Source organism: Pseudomonas sp. v388, assembly GCF_003935425.1.
Taxonomy (GTDB): domain Bacteria; phylum Pseudomonadota; class Gammaproteobacteria; order Pseudomonadales; family Pseudomonadaceae; genus Aquipseudomonas.
Genome location: NZ_RHQN01000002.1, coordinates 674,612 through 693,034 on the forward strand (window position 1 = coordinate 674,612; position 18,423 = coordinate 693,034).

At 62.1% G+C, this 18,423-nt stretch carries 16 protein-coding genes; 8 read left to right on the forward strand and 8 right to left on the reverse strand.

Annotation, left to right across the window (positions count from 1 at the left end; all coding sequences use genetic code 11):
- The first annotated feature begins 92 nt into the window (after window positions 1–92).
- From cobG to EGJ27_RS07210, 8 genes are all read left to right on the forward strand, one after another.
- Entirely contained in the window at window positions 93–1,433 is a 1,341-nt protein-coding gene (gene cobG, locus EGJ27_RS07175; protein WP_125830031.1) for a precorrin-3B synthase, read from the forward strand.
- Complete coding sequence (locus tag EGJ27_RS07180; protein WP_125830032.1) at window positions 1,430–2,056, forward strand: precorrin-8X methylmutase; 627 nt, start codon at window positions 1,430–1,432, stop codon at window positions 2,054–2,056. Before cobG ends, EGJ27_RS07180 begins: the two co-directional genes overlap by 4 nt.
- The gene (locus EGJ27_RS07185; protein ID WP_125830115.1) at window positions 2,056–2,787 is read left to right on the forward strand and encodes a precorrin-2 C(20)-methyltransferase; all 732 of its coding nucleotides are present in this window, start codon (window positions 2,056–2,058) and stop codon (window positions 2,785–2,787) included. Before EGJ27_RS07180 ends, EGJ27_RS07185 begins: the two co-directional genes overlap by 1 nt.
- Window positions 2,787–4,490, forward strand: coding sequence for a precorrin-3B C(17)-methyltransferase (cobJ, locus tag EGJ27_RS07190; RefSeq protein ID WP_125830033.1), 1,704 nt, complete (start codon window positions 2,787–2,789; stop codon window positions 4,488–4,490). The genes EGJ27_RS07185 and cobJ overlap by 1 nt, the downstream gene beginning before the upstream one ends.
- Before the next feature lie 347 nt (window positions 4,491–4,837).
- Window positions 4,838–5,647 (forward strand): hypothetical protein, encoded by an 810-nt coding sequence (locus tag EGJ27_RS07195; RefSeq protein WP_125830034.1) that lies wholly within the window; start codon window positions 4,838–4,840, stop codon window positions 5,645–5,647.
- A gap of 58 nt (window positions 5,648–5,705) precedes the next feature.
- Entirely contained in the window at window positions 5,706–6,401 is a 696-nt protein-coding gene (locus tag EGJ27_RS07200; RefSeq protein WP_125830035.1) for a hypothetical protein, read from the forward strand.
- Entirely contained in the window at window positions 6,385–7,020 is a 636-nt protein-coding gene (locus EGJ27_RS07205; RefSeq protein WP_125830036.1) for a hypothetical protein, read from the forward strand. Before EGJ27_RS07200 ends, EGJ27_RS07205 begins: the two co-directional genes overlap by 17 nt.
- Before the next feature lie 31 nt (window positions 7,021–7,051).
- Window positions 7,052–7,687, forward strand: coding sequence for a hypothetical protein (locus tag EGJ27_RS07210; RefSeq protein WP_125830037.1), 636 nt, complete (start codon window positions 7,052–7,054; stop codon window positions 7,685–7,687).
- A gap of 24 nt (window positions 7,688–7,711) precedes the next feature.
- Here EGJ27_RS07210 and EGJ27_RS07215 read toward each other — a convergent pair whose 3' ends face one another.
- From EGJ27_RS07215 to prmA, 8 genes are all read right to left on the reverse strand, one after another.
- The gene (locus EGJ27_RS07215; protein WP_125830038.1) at window positions 7,712–8,308 is read right to left on the reverse strand and encodes a MarC family protein; all 597 of its coding nucleotides are present in this window, start codon (window positions 8,306–8,308) and stop codon (window positions 7,712–7,714) included.
- Window positions 8,309–8,426: 118 nt separating this feature from the next.
- On the reverse strand, window positions 8,427–11,168 hold the full coding sequence (locus tag EGJ27_RS07220) for a hybrid sensor histidine kinase/response regulator (RefSeq protein ID WP_125830039.1): 2,742 nt from the start codon (window positions 11,166–11,168) through the stop codon (window positions 8,427–8,429).
- 90 nt (window positions 11,169–11,258) lie between these two features.
- Window positions 11,259–12,554 carry a phosphoribosylamine--glycine ligase gene (gene purD, locus EGJ27_RS07225; protein WP_125830040.1) on the reverse strand — a complete coding sequence of 432 codons (1,296 nt, stop codon included), beginning with the start codon at window positions 12,552–12,554 and terminating at the stop codon, window positions 11,259–11,261.
- 201 nt (window positions 12,555–12,755) lie between these two features.
- Entirely contained in the window at window positions 12,756–14,360 is a 1,605-nt protein-coding gene (purH, locus tag EGJ27_RS07230) for a bifunctional phosphoribosylaminoimidazolecarboxamide formyltransferase/IMP cyclohydrolase (protein ID WP_125830041.1), read from the reverse strand.
- Between the two features lie 83 nt (window positions 14,361–14,443).
- Window positions 14,444–14,764 carry a DNA-binding transcriptional regulator Fis gene (gene fis / locus EGJ27_RS07235; RefSeq protein ID WP_002555375.1) on the reverse strand — a complete coding sequence of 107 codons (321 nt, stop codon included), beginning with the start codon at window positions 14,762–14,764 and terminating at the stop codon, window positions 14,444–14,446.
- On the reverse strand, window positions 14,761–15,774 hold the full coding sequence (gene dusB / locus EGJ27_RS07240; protein ID WP_125830042.1) for a tRNA dihydrouridine synthase DusB: 1,014 nt from the start codon (window positions 15,772–15,774) through the stop codon (window positions 14,761–14,763). The genes fis and dusB overlap by 4 nt, the downstream gene beginning before the upstream one ends.
- Before the next feature lie 317 nt (window positions 15,775–16,091).
- Window positions 16,092–17,411, reverse strand: a complete 1,320-nt coding sequence (locus EGJ27_RS07245) for a DUF3426 domain-containing protein (RefSeq protein WP_125830043.1) — start codon at window positions 17,409–17,411, stop codon at window positions 16,092–16,094.
- A gap of 24 nt (window positions 17,412–17,435) precedes the next feature.
- Window positions 17,436–18,314, reverse strand: a complete 879-nt coding sequence (prmA, locus tag EGJ27_RS07250; RefSeq protein ID WP_125830044.1) for a 50S ribosomal protein L11 methyltransferase — start codon at window positions 18,312–18,314, stop codon at window positions 17,436–17,438.
- Window positions 18,315–18,423: the final 109 nt, after the last annotated feature.

The following is an 18,423-nucleotide window of genomic DNA, read 5'->3' on the forward strand; positions in this document are numbered from 1 at the left end:
ATGGCTGCCTTGCGCTGTTGCAAACGCCCTTTGGGGCATCAGCGCCCATTGAAATTCCAGCCAGGCCACAGAACGTCCACATCGGTGATCCTTTGAACGAGCAGAAGTGCGCTCGACCCTCCACTGCAACGCTACGTCCCTCGGCCTGTCCGGGGTTGCTGCGTATCGTCCCGGCGCTGGATGGCGGCATCTGCCGGATCAAGCTGGCCGGCGGGGTAATCAGCTCTGCCCAGGCCATGGCGGTAGCGCTGGCAGCGCGTACTTATGCACAGGGCGTGATCGAAGCGACCAATCGTTCCAACCTGCAGATCCGGGGCATCGGCAGTGACCACGACGGGTTGATCGGCCTGTTGCTGGATGCGGGACTGGGTCCGGCCAATCCGGCCGGTGACGATGTGCGTAACCTGCTGCTCAGTCCGTCCGCCGGGCTCGACCCACAGATGCTGTTCGACGCTCGACCTTTGGCTGCGCAGATTCTCGACTCGCTGGAAAACCATCCGCGGTTCCACGAGCTGTCGGCCAAGTTCGCCATTTCGCTGGATGCCGGCGAGGCGCTGGTGATGCTGGAGCATCCCCATGACATCTGGCTTTCGGCGCTGACGCTCGACGGCGAGTTGTGGCTGGCGTTCGGTCTGGCAGGCTGCCCGGCCCATGACCGGCCACTGGCCGCCGTACCGATTGCCCAGGGACATGCATTGGTTGTCGCTCTGCTGGAGCTGTTTCTCGACCTGGCGCGCCCGGATCAGGCGCGCATGCGCCACCTGCTGGCCGAAGTTTGCCCAGGCGCGTTGCTGCAACAGCTGGCGATTCGCTTTCAGGGCGCTCTGCGAGTTGATCACAAAATAATCGATTGGCAGCGGCCTTCCATCGAAAGCTACCGCCATCTGGGAATTTATCCTCAGGTCGAATCTGAGCGGGTTGCGGTAGGGGCGGCGTTTGCGCTGGGGCGGCTCGACGATATCGTGCTCGACAAGGTTGCCGAACTGGCCGCCGAGCTGGGCGATGGCAGTCTGCGCCTGACGCCGTGGCAAAGCCTGTTGTTGCCCAATGTGCCTGTCGCTGACGCGCCGCCGCTGTTGGCTGCCTTGCAGGACGCCGGGCTGATCGTCAGTGCCGAGCAGCCGCTGGCGCGAATCACCGCCTGCACCGGCAGCGCCGGGTGCGGCAAAGCGCTCGCCGACACCAAGGATGATGCGCGACTCCTGGCCGCCCGCCTGCCTGCCGACCAGTCGGTGCACCTGACCGGTTGCCAGCGTTCGTGCGCGGCCGCGCATGTTGCGCCGATCACCTTGCTGGCCACCTCGCCCGGCCGCTACAACCTCTATTTTCGCGACGCAGCACAGCCCGGTTTCGGCGTGCTGCAGGCGCGTGACCTCACTATTGAAGCAGTCGGCGCGCAGTTGGCCGCCGGCTCACGGAGCAGCACCGCATGATTGATTACATCCGCGATGGTCAGGAGATTTATCGCAACTCCTTCTCGATCATTCGCGCCGAAGCGCGCCTGGATACGATCCCCGCCGACCTGGAAAAACTCGCCGTGCGCGTGATCCATGCCTGCGGCATGGTCGAGGTCATCGAGGATCTGCGCTTTTCGCCGGGCGCCGGGACTGCCGGGCGCAATGCGCTGGCCGCCGGCGCGCCGATTCTGTGCGACGCGCGGATGGTGTCCGAAGGCATTACCCGCACTCGTCTGCCGGCCAACAACGAGATCATCTGTACGCTGCATGACGAAGGTGTGCGGGAAATGGCGCTGGAGATGGGTAATACCCGTTCGGCGGTAGCGCTGGAACTGTGGCGTCCCCACCTGGAAGGCAGCGTAGTGGTCATCGGCAACGCGCCCACGGCCTTGTTCTATCTGCTGGAAATGCTCGACGCCGGTGCGCCAAAACCGGCCCTGATTCTGGGCTTCCCGGTGGGCTTCGTCGGTGCGGCGGAATCCAAGGCCATGCTGGCCGCCGACAGCCGAGGCGTGCCGTTCGTGATCATGCAGGGCCGTCGTGGCGGCAGCGCCATGGCGGTGGCTGCGGTGAATGCCTTGGCGACGGAGATCGAATGATGCAGGCACGCGGTCGATTGCTTGGCCTGGGCGTAGGCCCCGGCGATCCGGAACTGATCACTCTCAAGGCATTGCGCCTGTTGCGCGAAGCACCGGTGGTGGCGTATTTCGTCGCCAAGGGCAAGAAAGGCAACGCTTTCGGTATCATCGAAGGTCACCTGCAGGATGCCCAGACATTGATGCCGCTGGTGTATCCGGTGACCACCGAGGCACTGCCTGCACCGTTGTCCTACGAACAGGTCATCAGCGACTTCTACGACGAAGCCAGCGTCGAGGTGGCAGCGCATCTGGATGCCGGGCGCGATGTGGCGGTGATCTGTGAAGGCGATCCATTCTTCTATGGCTCCTACATGTATCTGCATGACCGGTTGGCCGAGCGTTATCAGGCCGAGGTGATTCCCGGTGTCTGTTCGATGCTCGGCGGCGCTTCAGTATTGGGCGCCCCGTTGGTGTATCGCAACCAGAGCCTGTCGGTGCTGTCCGGCGTGCTGCCCCATGAAGAACTCAAACGCAAACTGGCCGATGCCGATGCGGCGGTGATCATGAAACTGGGCCGCAATTTCCCCAAGGTGCGCCAGGTGCTGGCCGAATTGGGCTTGGCCGGGCGTGCGCTGTATGTCGAGCGCGCCACCATGAGCAACCAGAAGATCGTGCCACTGGATCAGGTCGACCCGACCTCGTCGCCGTACTTTTCGCTGATCATCGTTCCGGGTGAAAGGTGGCAGGGCTGATGAGTCATGACATTCCGGCCATCGTGATTCTTGGCCATGGCAGCCTGGCGACCGCACGCCGCATCCAGCGCATCTACCCTGACGCGCAGATCCACGGCCTGGTCGAGCGGGTTCAGGATGCCGATATCCATTACACCGAATTCGGTGCGACCCTGCGCCACCTGTATCGCCAGAACACGCCGATCATCGCGCTCTGCTCGGCGGGGATCGTGATCCGCACGCTGGCGCCGTTGATGCTGGAGAAAGGCGCCGAGCCGGCGGTGCTGGCGGTTGCCGAGGATGGCAGCGCGGTCGTTCCACTGCTGGGCGGTCTGGGTGGCGTCAATGTCATGGCCCGTGAGATTGGTGCGGGTCTGGGCATTGCCCCGGCCATCACCACCAGTGGCGAACTGCGCTTCGGCACCTGCCTGCTCAATCCGCCCGCAGGTTACGCCTTGGGTGATCTGGAGTCGGGCAAGCGCTTTGTTTCGGATCTGCTGTCCGGCGAACAGGTACGCATCGATGGCCAAGCGCCCTGGCTGGCCGACGCCCGCTTGCCGCAGAACCCACACGCGCAGAGGACGATCCGGGTCAGCTGTGCCGAACGCGAGCCGTCCCCCAACGAACTGCTGATCTATCCGCGCAGTGTCTTGGTGGCGGTCAGCGAGACCGGGCCGCAGTTGGCCGAGCGGGTACGCGCAGCACTGCATGAAGCACGCATCGCCGGGCAATCCTTGGCATGCCTGCTGGCAGGCGATGTTCACCTGGCCGATGTGCATGTGCATCAAGCCGCTGCACAGCTCGATGTGCCGGTCCGTTTCGTGAGCACTCAGTCGGCCGGCGAAATGGCCCGCAGTGCGGTCGCACAACTGTTGCCGCCCATCAGCGTGGGCGAGGGCATCGCGATTACCGTGACCAGCGAGCCGCTGGACGTGGCGCGGATCGGTCGGCCGCGTGGCCGGCTGGCGGTGATCGGCCTGGGGCCGGGTGCCGCAGATCTGATGGTGCCGGCGGTCAAGGCCGAGCTGGCGCGGGCCACCGATGTGCTGGGCTATGAAACCTACGTGCGCATGGCTGGGCCATTCCGCGCGGACCAGGTGCAGCACTGCACGGACAATCGCGAAGAAATGCAGCGCGCCCGCCATGCTTTCGAGCTGGCGGCGCAAGGCCGTTCAGTGGTGGTGGTGTCTTCCGGTGACCCTGGCGTATTCGCCATGGCTGCCGCCGTGCTCGAAGCGCTGCATGATTCGGGCAATCCCGACTGGCATGCGGTCGATCTGGAAATCCTGCCGGGCGTTTCGGCGTCGCTGGCGACCGCCGCGCAGGCGGGCGCGCCTTTAGGGCATGACTTCTGTGTGATGTCGCTGTCGGACAACCTCAAGCCGTGGGAAGTGATTGAAACCCGTCTGGATCTTGCCTCCCAGGCGGACCTCGCGCTGGCGTTCTATAACCCGATTTCCCGTTCCCGGCCGTGGCAACTGGGCCGTGCGCTGGACATCGTCCGCCGCCACCGCAGCCCGGAAACCCCGGTGACGCTGGGTCGGGACATCGGTCGGCCGGGTCAGACCTTGCGCATCATCACGTTGGGACAGCTCACGCCGGACCAGGTGGATATGCGCACCATGGTGCTGATCGGGTCTTCCACCACCTGCACGTTCCCTAGACCGCAAGGCGGCAGCTGGGTGTACACGCCGCGCTGGTATGGTGAAAAGCCTACAGGCTGAGGCGTTTGCATGCCGAGAATCGATTCGTCGGGACGTGAGAAATCGCTGATGTCCCGACGCAATCTTCTGCAATGCAGTCGGATCTTCTGGCTGTTCACTTGACGGAATTGCTCCCGCACTAACTACACCAGTTGTAGTTTTTTTCTCTGTCTTAACTATGAAAATTCTTATGTGCCTTATTCATGGGCACTCTAGAAGTTGCCAGGTTTCCGGTTGCGTTTCAGTGGGCGGTGAATTCCTGTTTCAGGCGGGCCGTGGCAACTCCAGAGTGTGTCATTTCCTGTCTCGAATAATCCATTAGTCTTGTTTTCGTCCTCAGGGGCATCACTGATTAATGGACTAATGAGATGAAACAGGAAAGCACTATGAATGACACTCAACGCCGCGACTATATCGCAGCCTGTGAACTCGCCGACTGCACGCATTCACTTGCCGAACATGTAACTGCAATGGCCGCGCGCCAGGCACCGACCCCGCAGGCCGGCGCCGAACCGGCCGACGCCGCGGTGGTCGGCGGAAGCCTGGTGGCGTTCGCGCAAGGCGTATCACGCCAGAACAAGGATGACGTCATGGACTCGCTGCTGTTCGCGACACTGGCTGCCAGCCGTCTGTACAACCAGGAAGAGAGTACCGATGCGTGGTATCGGCAATTCAACTCGGTGCTCGCGACCCTTGGCTGGGTGGGCACTCACTGGAATTACGCGCGCTTCCGCGCCAGGCAGCAGCGTTTCACCATGGACAGGGTCGGGCTTGAGATCGTTGAGTCGGCAATCGCCGCCGCCGCGCTGCCGGGGCCTGCATCGCTGGCCATGTTGAAAGTCGCACGGGACGCCATCACCGCATTGAGTAAAAAGGAGGGGCCGCTGGGCCTTTTCGAGCGCCAGACCAAAATGCATCGCGGCGGCAACTTCCGCATTGCATCCTGCACTGAATCCCAGGATGGCGACGTGAGCATTGCCATGGGCGCCGTTGCCTTCAGCTCAGCGCTAAGTGTCACCAATGTGTTGTTCTGGGAATGGAACAACAGCGACGTGACGACCTATAAGGGCGAGAACTATCTGGCCCTCAACAGCCGGCTTTATTCGGGGCATCGCGAACTGGTTCGCAAGAAGCTGGGCGACAAGACTAAAGCTGCAATCGAAGAATTTGAAATCTGACCGCGTTTGCCTTGCGGAGGCGTCAATCGCCTCCGCTCGCCGGATAAAGGAATTATCCATGTCATACCCATTGAACGATGCGATCATCAACGCCGGTTGCCTGATGTTCTTCAATGAACCAGCTGCAACTTCCCGGCAGACGGATGTATTGGACTCTCTGTTATATGTTCAGCTTGCAGCCTCCAAGCGGCATGCAAAGTTTACCGAGTTCGAACATTGGAAGGACACCTGGCTTGCGGCTTCGTCGCGCTTCGGTTGGACGTTGCAACGCAGCGAACATATCAGCGAGCCTGCTGCGCGCGGTATTAGCCAAACGGTGTGGGATATAGGCGCCCGGGCACTCCTTGGCTTCGTGGGCGAAACACGTGTGGCCGAAGCCGAACATCTGGTCCGCCAACCCCCACAGCCGCAGGCGCTGGATCTGCTGGTCAGTCAAACGTCACAGCTTCGAGCGGATCGCGACAAGCCATCAGAAACGACGCTGGTTTTTCAAATCGGCATCGTCGATGCTCCGGGAAACCTCACGCTGCTCATGCTGCACTTCACGACCCGCCAGCCGCTGGCCCGTGACGTTCTGTTCGCATCTCTCGATGCTGCGAGTCTGAGCGGAAATATCGAACTGACGGTCTGTTCGATGCGTTTGGCTGATCTGGTGTATCGCCAGTTTCGTGAACCCTTTGCCACTGCGCTCCAGGACAGGCGCGCCGCCCTGATCAGGCCATGGAAGGAGGCGTCGCATGCCGAGCAGCCATGAATGTCTGCTGGTCGCCTCGAACCTGATGGCCTTCGATACAGGCATGGCGGCGGGCTTGCGGCAGGATCTTCTGGACTGCCTGCTCTATGCCCAGCTCACCGCAGATGGCCTGTATTCACCTCGACGACAGTGGTCGGCGTGGCTGGACACGTACCAGCGCTCGATCAGCGATGTGGGCGGCCGGCGGACAGGCAACGTGTTCAGCAGCGTGCTCCGTCTCAGGCGATTCAGCGACATGCGCACGGTTCGCTTCCCCGGCAACGTGATGGAGAACCCGGCGCTTGGCCGGTTGCTCGAACAATCGCTGGACCGGCTGCTGACCAGCGAGCAGGCCAGGGCATTTCGCAACTCATGGTTCAGCGCCGGGCGCTCGGAAAGCTTCCAGCTCGTGCCGTGCATTCAAAATAAAGAAGATCAGGCGACCATTTTGCTGTGCGGTATGCAGATGACCACCGGTTTCGGGCCATCCAGATACTTCTGGCAGGCGCTGGCCGGTCAGATGACGGTGCGCTACACCGGGGTTGCCTTCATTTTTCGTCGCCAGGCCTTCGATGCCAGGCGCCAGTCCGTCCGCGACGCTCTGGCCGCTCGTGCCGCCCAGGAGATCATCCGTTTGTGAGGCCGGGTTGTTACTGAAGATGGGAGGATTCATGAATACAAATGATGGCGCCGCCGCTCGCCTGGGTGATATTTCCAGCCTGGTGGCGTTTGCACCGGGTATGGCAAGTCAGGACAAGGCAGATATTCAGGACGTTTTGCTGGACGCCCAACTGTTCGCCAGTCACGTGTATGACTTCAACAGGCAATGGACCACCTGGATGCACTACTACCGTAGCCGGCTTGCGGCGCGGGGATTGAAACGCAAGAGCCTGGTGATGGACGACTCGCTGCTGGTAAGCAGCACCGACGATCTCATGGAGGCCACGTTTCGCATCACCGGAACCGGCGGGCGGGATCAGCTTGGCGAGTTGGTCCGTCGATCGTTCGCTGCCATGGGCGTGCTGGAAGCCGCCCAGGCGTACTTCAATCATGGCGTCGACCGGACCCGGCTGGGGAGTTTCCAGATCGTGCCGTGCGCCAGGTCCCAGGCCGGTCAGAATCTGTTGCTGCTCTGCGGGTTGCACTTGAGTGCCGATGAGTATTCGGCAGGCGGGCGCAGGCTTCTGTTCTATTTCAAGGGCGCAAGTTATGTGTTCGACAGCAGTGTGCATACCGCCTACCGGGACGACGTCAGGCGCTACCTGAAAACCAAGGCGAATGCCTTGATCCAGGGCCTGGAGATCTGATCGGGAGGACGGTTCGGTCAGTGGCTATTGCACCAGATAGCCACGGATTCCGGTGAAAATGATCTGCGCCGCCAGGGCGCATACGAAAAGCCCCATCAGCCGACTGACGATCTGCAGGCCCTGGTCGCCCAGAATCCGCTCGATCTGGCCGGACAGGTACAGCACGACGCCGACGGTGAAGCTCGCCAGTGCGATGCTGAGGATCGCCGTCAGCTTGTCGTCCCAGTGCGGCTGGCTGACGCCCATCACCAGCAGTGCGCCGATGGTGCCAGGGCCCACGGTGAGCGGGATGGTCAGCGGGACGATGGTCACGTCCTGCTGCACGTTATCGGTCTGTACCGCCGATTTCCCCTGGGCCATGGCCAGGGCCGAAATGAACAGGACGCTGCCGGCGCCGATCCGAAACGCATCGGCGGTGATACCGAAGACTTCAAAGATCACCCGGCCGAACAGGTAGAGCAGGACGCTCGACACCAGCGTTGCCAGTGCGACTTTCCAGGCCAGGCGCCGTTGCTCCTTGCGAGAGTGACCGCGGGTCAGGCTGATGAAGCAGGACAGAACGAAGAAGGGGCTATAGAGCACCAGCATCTTCAGATACACGCTAAACAGCACATGAAGCATGGTTGAACTCGCGCACGCAGGTGGATGGCGGAAAGATTCTATCAGGCAAGTGCTTCGGCCGAGCAGGGCCGAAAATGATCGGCGGGACGGTTTGTGTCGCCAGCCTGTGTGGGAAAGATCAGTTTCGCTGGGCAACCCAGTGCTCGACCAGCTCGCGCAGTTGAGACATCTCGATGGGCTTGGCCATGTGCCCGTCCATACCGGCCTGGCGCGCCCGATCCTTGTGTTCGGCCAGGATGTGCGCGGTCAGCGCCACCACCGGAGTGCGCACACGCTGGTTGCCGACTTCCCAGGCGCGCAGCTGTTCGGTGGCCGAGAAGCCATCGAGGATCGGCATTTCGCAGTCCATCAGCACCAGATCGTAGCGCTGCGCTTTCATTGCACGCAGGGCTTCCTCGCCGTTGCTGGCCGTGTCCGGGTTCAGGTTGAGCTTGCCGAGCATGCCGCGGATCACTTTGGTGGAAATGCTGTTGTCTTCGGCCACCAGGATCCGGAAATCGCCCGGCACGATGGGCGGCAGATTCAGCGCAGGTTGCAGGTTCGGCGACGGCGCGCCCTTGCTGCGCTGGGTCAACTCGTCAGCCAGGGTGGTCTTGAGCGTGTAGCCGGCCACCGGTTTGGCGAGAATGCGCTTGATACCGGCATTGCGGGCGATGATCTTGCTCGGCGCATTGCTGATGCCGGTGAGCATGATCAGCAGAATGTCATGGTTGAGGCTCGGGTCTTCCTTGATTTTCGCCGCCAGTTGCATGCCGGTCATGCCCGGCATGTTCTGGTCCAGCAGAACGACATCAAAGTAGTCGCGCAGGTGCGCCTTGGTCCGCAACAGCGCCAGAGCCTCCTTTCCCGAGGCGACCGCGCTGACGTTCAGGCCCCAGGCGCTGCATTGCTGGACCAGCACCTTGCGGCAGGTGTCGTTGTCGTCGACCACCAGCACGCGGGCATCCTTGAGCGGGCCGTCCAGGTCGATGGTCGGTTGCTCCAGCAGTTTGGGGTCCAGAGGCAGGGTGAGCCACAAGGTGCTGCCCTGGGCGCTGCCGTTCTGGATGCCGAATTCTCCGTCCATGAGCACGATCAACTGGCGAGCGATGACCAACCCCAAGTGCCCGCCCAGCTTGCTGCTGGCCAGGAAATTCTTGCTGTGCAGCTCGGCGTTGAGCAGCGCATCGCGTTCCTGTGCAGAGATCGGGTCGCCGCTGTCCTGCACCGAAATGCGCAAACGAGGCTTTCCCGGCCGGGAGGTGTCCAGCGCGGCGGCCAGGAAGATTTCACCTTCCTCGGTTTTCTTCAGGGCGTTTTCCAGCAGGCTGAGCAGCGTCTGGCGCAATCGTGTCGGATCGCCGCTGATGACGCGCGGCACCTGCGGCTGGATCAGGCTGATCAGTTCGACATGCTGCTGCTCGGCCCGGGCGCGGAAGATGCTCATGCTGTCCTCGATCAGCGCGCCGATATCGAACTGCACGTCATCCAGTTCGATCTGGCCGGACTCCAGCTTGGTTATGTCGAGAATCTCGTTGATCAGGCTCAGCAACTCGTTGCCGGCGCTGTGAATGGTCTGGACATAATCGCGCTGCTTGACTGACAGCGGTGTGCCGAGCAGCAATTCGGTCATGCCCAGCACGCCGTTCATCGGCGTGCGGATTTCGTGGCTGATCTTGGCCAGGAACTCGGCCTTGGCGCTGATTTCTGCAGCGCTGGCGGCCTGCTCGCGGCTGATGCTGAAATTGTCCTCGGTGATGCCGCGGTGCCGTTCGCTCAGGGCAATGCTCATCAGCAGGCCGCTGGCGCAGAACACGCCCAGCAAGGTCAGGATCAGGGCTTGCGGCGGTACAAGGCTCAACCACAACAGGCCCGGCAGGATCACCAGGTAACCGATATTGAAGATGATCATCGCCAGAACGAACAGCCGCGCCGGGCGATAACCTTTTTGCCAATGCCACACCGAAACGGCCAGGATGCTGATGGTCGTCACGGCCACCAGGGAAAAGGTCAGGGTGTTCAACGGCAGATCCTGGAAGGTCATGACCAGCAAAGCGCCCAGGCCCATGAGCAGCATGTCGACCAGCAGGATCCGGTTGAGTATCCAGGCGGGGCGATGGGTGAAGAAGCATCGCGTATAAACCAAGCCAGTCATGGCCGCCAGCAGCAGCGCAAGGTGGGCGCCGGGTGTCTGGGGCACGTGCAAGCTGATCAGGGTCGATAGGTTGAGCAGCAGCACTGCGCTGAGTGCCAGAAGGCTTTCGCAGCCCGCCAGCCACAGGTTGCTGCGCGACCGGGTGTGCCAATAGCGCGTCAGGTTCTGGATGATCAGCATGCCCAGCGCGCCGAACAGCAGTCCGAACAGCAGCGGCTCCTTTTCATTGGCCGCGCTTTCGATGGCCGGCTGCAAGGTGATGTTCGGCCGCATCTTCTGCGTCGACACCAGCCTGACATAGAGATCCAGCGGCACGGCGCTTTGCGTGACCGGCAGCAGGAAATCGTTCGAGGGGAGTCGCTGATCGCTTTTGGGGACGTTGTTGCCGGTGCGCACATAGTCGACCAGCCGCTCGCCATCCAGCACGTACATGTCGGCGGTGGCGAGGTCGGGGGCGAAGATGCGCAGGAGTTGTTCGTGCTTGCCCGGTGGCAGGCGGTAGTGCAGCCAGAGTGCGGCGTCGCGCTCGGCTGCGGTGATGCGTGGCAGGTCGATGGGGCTGAACTGGTTCCGATAACGCGCCGAACGGACGTCATCCAGTTGCAGGTTTGCCTTGTCGTCGAGCAATACCGACCAGCCGGTGCTGTGCTCTGCCTGAGCGCAGAGTACGAACAGCAAGGTCAGTAATCCGACGGTTGAAGCTACGGCAATCCTGAGCCAGCGCACGATGAATTCCCTTCGTGAGTAAATGCCTGTTACCACTTCCCAGCACCAGAGCGTTCGGGCCGGTTCCTTTGCGGAACAGGCCCGGCCATTTTACTCCGGGTTTTCACCGCGCTCACGGGCAATCGCGCGATAGCCGATATCCTTGCGATAGAAGCACCCGTTCCAGTCGATCTTAGCCGCCAGAGCGTAGGCGTTTTCCTGAGCTTTTCCGACTGTTTCGCCCAGGGCCGTCGCGCAGAGTACGCGCCCGCCGCTGGTCACGATCCGGCCATCCTGCAGTGCCGTGCCCGCATGGAAAACTTTGCCGTTGAGTTGTGCGGCGGCATCCAGACCGTCGATCGCTGCGCCTTTGGCGTAATCGCCCGGATAACCGCCGGCAGCCAGGACAATGCCCAGGCTTGGACGTGGATCCCACTGCGCTTCGATTTTGTCCAGCGCCTGAGCCAGTGCCGCTTCGACCAGCAGAACCAGACTCGATTGCAGACGCAGCATGACTGGCTGGGTTTCCGGGTCACCGAAGCGGCAGTTGAACTCGATAACCTTCGGGTTGCCAGCCTTGTCGATCATCAGACCGGCGTAGAGGAAGCCGGTATAGACATTGCCTTCTTCGGCCATGCCGCGAACGGTCGGCCAGATGACCAGATCCATGACGCGCTGATGGACTTCAGCGGTCACTACCGGAGCAGGGGAGTAGGCACCCATGCCGCCGGTGTTAGGGCCGCTGTCGCCGTCGCCGACGCGCTTGTGGTCCTGGCTGGTGGCCATGGGCAGCACGTTCTTGCCGTCGACCATCACGATGAAACTGGCTTCTTCACCGTCCAGGAATTCTTCGATGACCACACGCGAACCGGCGTCGCCGAAAGCGTTGCCGGCCAGCATGTCGCGCACGGCGTCCTCGGCTTCGGCCAGGGTCATGGCGACGATAACGCCTTTACCGGCAGCCAGGCCGTCGGCCTTGATGACGATTGGCGCGCCTTTTTCACGCAGATAGGCCAGTGCCGGCTCGATCTCGGTGAAGTTCTGGTAGTCCGCGGTCGGAATCTTGTGGCGAGCCAGGAAATCCTTGGTGAAAGCCTTGGAGCCTTCCAGCTGGGCGGCGCCCGCAGTCGGGCCGAAGCAGTCCAGGCCGCGGCTGCGGAACAGATCCACTACGCCGGCGACCAGCGGGACTTCCGGGCCGACGATGGTCAGCGACACGTTCTTTTCGGCGAAGTCCGCCAGTTGCTCAAGGGCCAGCACATCGATGTCGACGTTCTCGCACTTGGCTTCGGTGGCCGTGCCAGCGTTGCCCGGCGCGACGAAAACCTTCGCCACACGCGGGTCCTGAGCGACTTTCCAGGCCAGAGCGTGTTCACGACCGCCACTGCCGATAATCAAAACATTCATGTCAAAAACCTCGATGAAGCCAATTCGGTGAAGGGACGCGAAACTCAGCTTTTCAGTGGCAGCGCATCACGAGGTTGCAGTGGCGTAGGCGGATGCAAGGCGGATGGGACTGCCACGAGCGCAGTTGCCTTGCGGCAATGAGCATCGGGGAGTCCCATCCAACGCAGCAGACGCCTGCGGCAGTGCGACCGTTCTTATAACTTAGTGGCGGAAATGGCGCATGCCTGTGAACACCATCGCAATCCCGGCTTCATCGGCCGCTGCGATCACTTCGTTGTCGCGCATCGAGCCGCCCGGCTGGATCACTGCGGTGATGCCTGCCTTGGCCGCGTTGTCGATGCCGTCGCGGAACGGGAAGAATGCGTCGGACGCCATGACTGCGCCCTGCACCTGCAAACCGGCGTGTTCAGCCTTGATCGCGGCGATGCGTGCGGAGTTGACGCGGCTCATCTGGCCGGCACCGATGCCGACCGTCTGGCGGTTCTTGGCGTAGACGATGGCGTTGGACTTGACGTACTTGGCGACTTTCCAGGCGAAGATCAGGTCGTGGATTTCCTGCTCGCTCGGGGCGCGCTGAGTCACGACCTTGAGGTCGTCGGCGGTGATCATGCCGTTATCGCGGCTCTGCACCAGCAGGCCACCATTGACGCGCTTGTAGTCCCAGGCCGGCAGGCGCTCGCCCCACTGGCCACAGGTGAGCAGGCGCACATTGGCCTTGCTGGCAACGATGGCCTGAGCTTCGGCGCTAACGCTTGGGGCAATGATGACTTCCACGAACTGACGCTCGACGATGGCCTTGGCGGTCTCTGCATCCAGTTCACGGTTGAAGGCGATGATGCCGCCGAACGCGGACTCGGAATCCGTGGCATAGGCCAGGTCGTAAGCCTTGCGGATGCCGCCTTCGTCGTCCGGGCAAACCGAAACGCCGCACGGGTTGGCGTGCTTGACGATGACGCAGGCCGGCTTGACGAAGCTCTTCACGCATTCCAGCGCGGCGTCGGTGTCGGCCACGTTGTTGAACGACAGTTCCTTGCCCTGCAGCTGGGTCGCGGTGGCAATGCCGACTTCGGCAGGCTTGGCCTCAACGTAGAATGCCGCGCTCTGGTGCGGGTTCTCGCCGTAGCGCATTTCCTGAGCCTTGACGAACTGGGTGTTGAAGGTGCGCGGGAACTGGCTGCGGCCTTCGGTGCTCAGGGTCTCGGCGCTCTGGTCGATGCCGCCCAGGTAGTTGGCGATCATGCCGTCGTAGGCGGCGGTGTGCTCGAAGGCCTTGAGCATCAGGTCGAAGCGCTGTGCGTAGGTCAGGCCGCCGGCCTTGAGGCTTTCCAGCACCTGGCCGTAGTCACCGGCGTTGACGACGATGGCGACGTCCTTGTGGTTCTTGGCCGCGGAGCGAACCATGGTCGGGCCGCCGATATCGATGTTCTCGATGGCGGTCGGCAGGTCGCAACCCGGTTTGGAAACAGTGGCTTCGAAGGGGTACAGGTTGACTGCTACCAGGTCGATCGGCTTGATGCCGTGCTCGCTCATGATGGCGTCGTCGGTGCCGCGACGGCCCAGGATGCCGCCGTGGATCTTCGGATGCAGGGTCTTGACCCGGCCGTCCATCATCTCGGCAAAACCGGTGTAGTCGGCGACTTCCACGGCTGCGACGCCGTTATCCTTGAGCAGCTTGAACGTCCCGCCAGTGGAGAGGATCTCAACACCCAGCGCTTCAAGCTCGCGGGCGAATTCGAGGATGCCTGTCTTGTCGGAAACGCTGATCAAAGCGCGGCGGATCGGCAGGCGGGTAGTCTGGTCGGTCATCTCGATTTCCATCAAAAGCAAAAGGAATCAGCAAAAAAAAGCGACCGCTGTGCAAGGGGGGTCGCCTTTTCTGTGTTGAATGCTTAAAGCAGATCGTACTGTTTGAGTTTCTTGCGCAGGGTGCCGCGATTCAGGCCCAGCAGTTCCGAGGCCTTCGTCTGGTTGCCCTTGACGTAATTCATCACGCTTTCGAGGAGCGGAGCCTCGACTTCCGACAACACCAGGTTGTAGACGTCAGTGACGGACGCGCCTTCGAGGTGGGCGAAATAATTGTGCAGCGCCTTTTCAACGCTTCCGCGCAGGGTCTGGCCCTCCTCGCTCGGCGTGTTCAGGTGCTGTTTCAAATTGACGTTGTCGCTCACGGGCGTTGTTCCACTCACTAAAGTCTCGGTCATCATCGTCATGCGGCCACCTCGTTCTCATTCTGGTTATCCGGGCCCTTGCAGCCTTGGCTGAAGAACTCCCGGACGTTGGCGCACTGTGCTTCCGTATCTTCCAAACGATTGAAGTGGGCGCGAAACTCCCTGGCGCCCGGCAAGGTTGCGAGATACCAACCGACATGCTTGCGTGCGATGCGCACGCCCATCACATCTCCGTAGAACGCGTGAAGCGCTGCCAGGTGCTCAAGCAGGATGCGTTCCACTTCACTCAACTCCAGCGCCGGCAATGTTTCGCCGGTACGCAGGTAGTGTTCTATCTCGCGAAAAATCCATGGGCGCCCCTGGGCGGCCCGGCCAATCAATAACCCGTCGGCGCCGGTGGCCTGCAGCACGTACCGGGCTTTCTGGGGTGAATCTATGTCGCCGTTGGCAAACACCGGGATCGACACCGCCTGCTTGATGCCGGCGATGGTGTCGTACTCGGCTTCGCCGGTGTACAGATCGGCCCGGGTGCGGCCATGCACGGCCAGCGCCTGGATGCCGGCCTGCTCGGCAATCTTCGCCACGGTCAGGCCGTTGCGGTTGTCACGATCCCAGCCCGTGCGGATCTTCAAGGTGACCGGGACATCGACCGCGGCCACCACGGCCTGCAGGATATCGCTCACCAGCTGTTCGTCTTTCAGAAGCGCCGAGCCGGCCGCCTTGTTGCAGACCTTCTTGGCCGGGCAGCCCATGTTGATGTCGATGATCTGCGCGCCCAGCTCGACATTGGCCCGCGCCGCATCCGCCAGCATCTGCGGGTCACCACCGGCGATCTGCACCGAGCGCGGCTCGGGATCACCTTCGTGAATCATGCGCAGGCGCGATTTGCGGCTGTTCCAGAGACTCATGTCACTGGTGACCATTTCCGACACGACCAACCCTGCGCCCAACTGGCGGCACAGTTGACGGAACGGCTGGTCGGTGACGCCCGCCATGGGGGCGAGGATCAAGCCGTTCTGCAATGTATATGGGCCGATGCGTACCGCCGACATAGCTTTACCTATCGTGGGGCCGAATCATTCGCAGGCCATGTAAAAAACCGTTGCACACGGTCTGCAACGGTCCCGCCATCCGGTTGCTCTCGCAACTGTCAGACCGAACCGAGAGTTTGAAAAAGGGTTGGCATGATACCCGCTCTCGATGACTGGATAAAGGCTGAATTGGATAAAATCTGAACAGCTAGCTTCTTATGGCCAACGGTTGGGTTGATGCCCGGGTCTGCGCGTAACTTCCACGATCATGCCGACAAAAGCGTAGGAAAGCGCTGACGGACGAGGTCGACAGCCTGCCCAGTCGGGCGATTCACGGGTTATTCGGGGGAGCGAAAGTACAGGCTGTAATTCACGGCCTTCGCGCCAGGATCGAGGATATCCAGCGCAATATGGATTGGAGTTTGCGGCGGCATCTCTTCCTTGCCTGCCATTTCGCCGCTCAGGTACTCGCTCGGCTTGAAACGACGACTGGCAATCAGCTGACCGCCGGTATCGGCGAATCGCAACTCCAGAAGCGGAAAGGGCTGGGAAAAGGCCGCCCGGTTATAAATGATCGCGTCCACCACCAGCGCGCCCTGGAACTCGGGATGGCTGCGTACCACCAGATTGCTGCTCTTGAGCAGCGAGATGTCCACTTTGGACGGCACCTTGCAACCCAGCTGCGGGCACAGTTGCTGGAACCAGGGACGATATTGATCCTGGCGTGCCAGCTGGTCGAAGTGATACCAGATGTATTGGCTGGCCAGGCCGGCCAGTGCCAGCAGGATCAGCAGGCCCCAGGCCAGGCGACGGCCCCAGCGTGGCCTGGGTCGCTGCCAGTCCAGTTGCAGGGGATCGTCGTTGAGGTCCAGCAGTGCCTGCTCGCGCACGGCCGGCTCATTGCGCGCGCGTCGGCTGCGCGAATCCGGTTCGACCTCCGGCTCCTGATCGTCCAGATCGTCATCGTCGTCCCGAGCCGACCAGCGCTCGACTTTCTCGGTTTTCTCGCCGGCCGCGCTGATGCGTGGACCGAAGGCGGGAACCGCATGCTCATCGTCGTCGATATCGCGGCCGTTACCCAGCGAGGGTTCGGTGCGTACATCGTTGTCGTGTTCGTCGTGTTCATCCGTCTCGATCTGCGGCTCAGGGTCGGGAATGACCTCGGCCTGCAACTCGGGCAGTCGTTCCACTTCGTCGTTGCGCAGCGAATCGACCCAGCTGGCTTGCTCGGTCTGCGGCGTGTCGCGGCGAGCGGTCAGGCTGGTCTCGTCGCCCCGGACGATTGCCGGTGGCCGGGGGGCGTTATGCTGGCCGTCGCGCTTTTCCAGGCGGGCCAGTTCTTCGTCGAGGTTCAGGTTGTCGAGGTCGAGTTCGCTGACATGCCACGGGTCTTCGTCCACGGCGGGCGCAGGCGGGAGGGCTTCCCGGGTGGCGAGCGCGGGTGTGTCGTACACCGGCGCGACGGCTTGCGGCTCGGCGCGGGTCAGCACCACCTGCGGCTCTTCGTTCGAGCGTTGTTCAAGCAGTTGCCGGGCAGCGTTGAAGACCTGCAGGCAGGCGCCGCAGCGCACCACGCCGCGTGCCACGCTCAGTTGGGCGTGGCTGACTCTGAAACTGGTTTGGCAGTGCGGGCACTGCGTGACGAAGCTGTCGGTCATGCGGCTGTCCGGTTCATGCAGTGGTTAACGGCGACGGCCCGTGATGCGTACCCAGCCATCACGATTTGCAATCGGGTCAAGATCGAATGTAGCAGCATAGGCAGCGGCCACTTCCTCACCCTGTTCGGCGAGGATGCCGGACAGCGCCAGGCGACCGCCGGGCTTGACCAGCGAGGCCAGTTGCGGCGCCAGCGAGACCAGCGGGCCGGCCAGGATGTTGGCGACCAGTACGTCCGCCTGCTCTTGCGGCATGTCTTGCGGCAGATGCAGCGGGAAGCGCTCGGCAGCGATGTTATTGCGCCCGGCGTTGTCGCGCGAAGCCTCGAGTGCCTGCACGTCGATGTCGGTGCCCACGGCCTGTTCAGCGCCCAACAGCAGGGCGGCGATGGCGAGAATGCCCGATCCGCAGCCGAAATCCAGTACGTTGCAGCCTTTGAGATCCTGGCCGTCGAGCCATTCCAGGCACAGCGCGGTGGTCGGATGGGTGCCGGTGCCGAACGCCAGGCCCGGGTCCAGCAGCAGGTTCACGGCGTCGGGTTCAGGCGCGGCGTGCCAGCTGGGGACGATCCACAGGCGCTGGCCGAAGCGCATCGGCTGGAAATTGTCCATCCAGCTGCGTTCCCAGTCCTGGTCTTCGATGACTTCGGCGCTGTGTTCCGGCAGATCGGTGCCAGTCAGCAGGCGCAGGTGCGACAGCGCCAGACCGGCGTCGGTATCGGCTTCGAACAGGGCCAGCAGGTGGGTATGTGTCCACAATGGCGTGGTGTTGAGTTCCGGCTCGAAAATCGGCTGGTCCTCGGCGTCCATGAACGTCACGGAAACGGCGCCCACTTCGAGCAGCGCGTCTTCGTAGGTTTCGGCTTGTTCTGGGCTGATGGCGAGGCGGACTTGCAGCCAAGGCATGGCGGATTACCTTCGAGTCAAAATAGGGTGTGCAGCAGGGCCGCGAAAGCCGGCAAGTTTACTTCTATGCGCTGCAAACAACAAAGCCGCATCACTGCGGCTTTGTTGT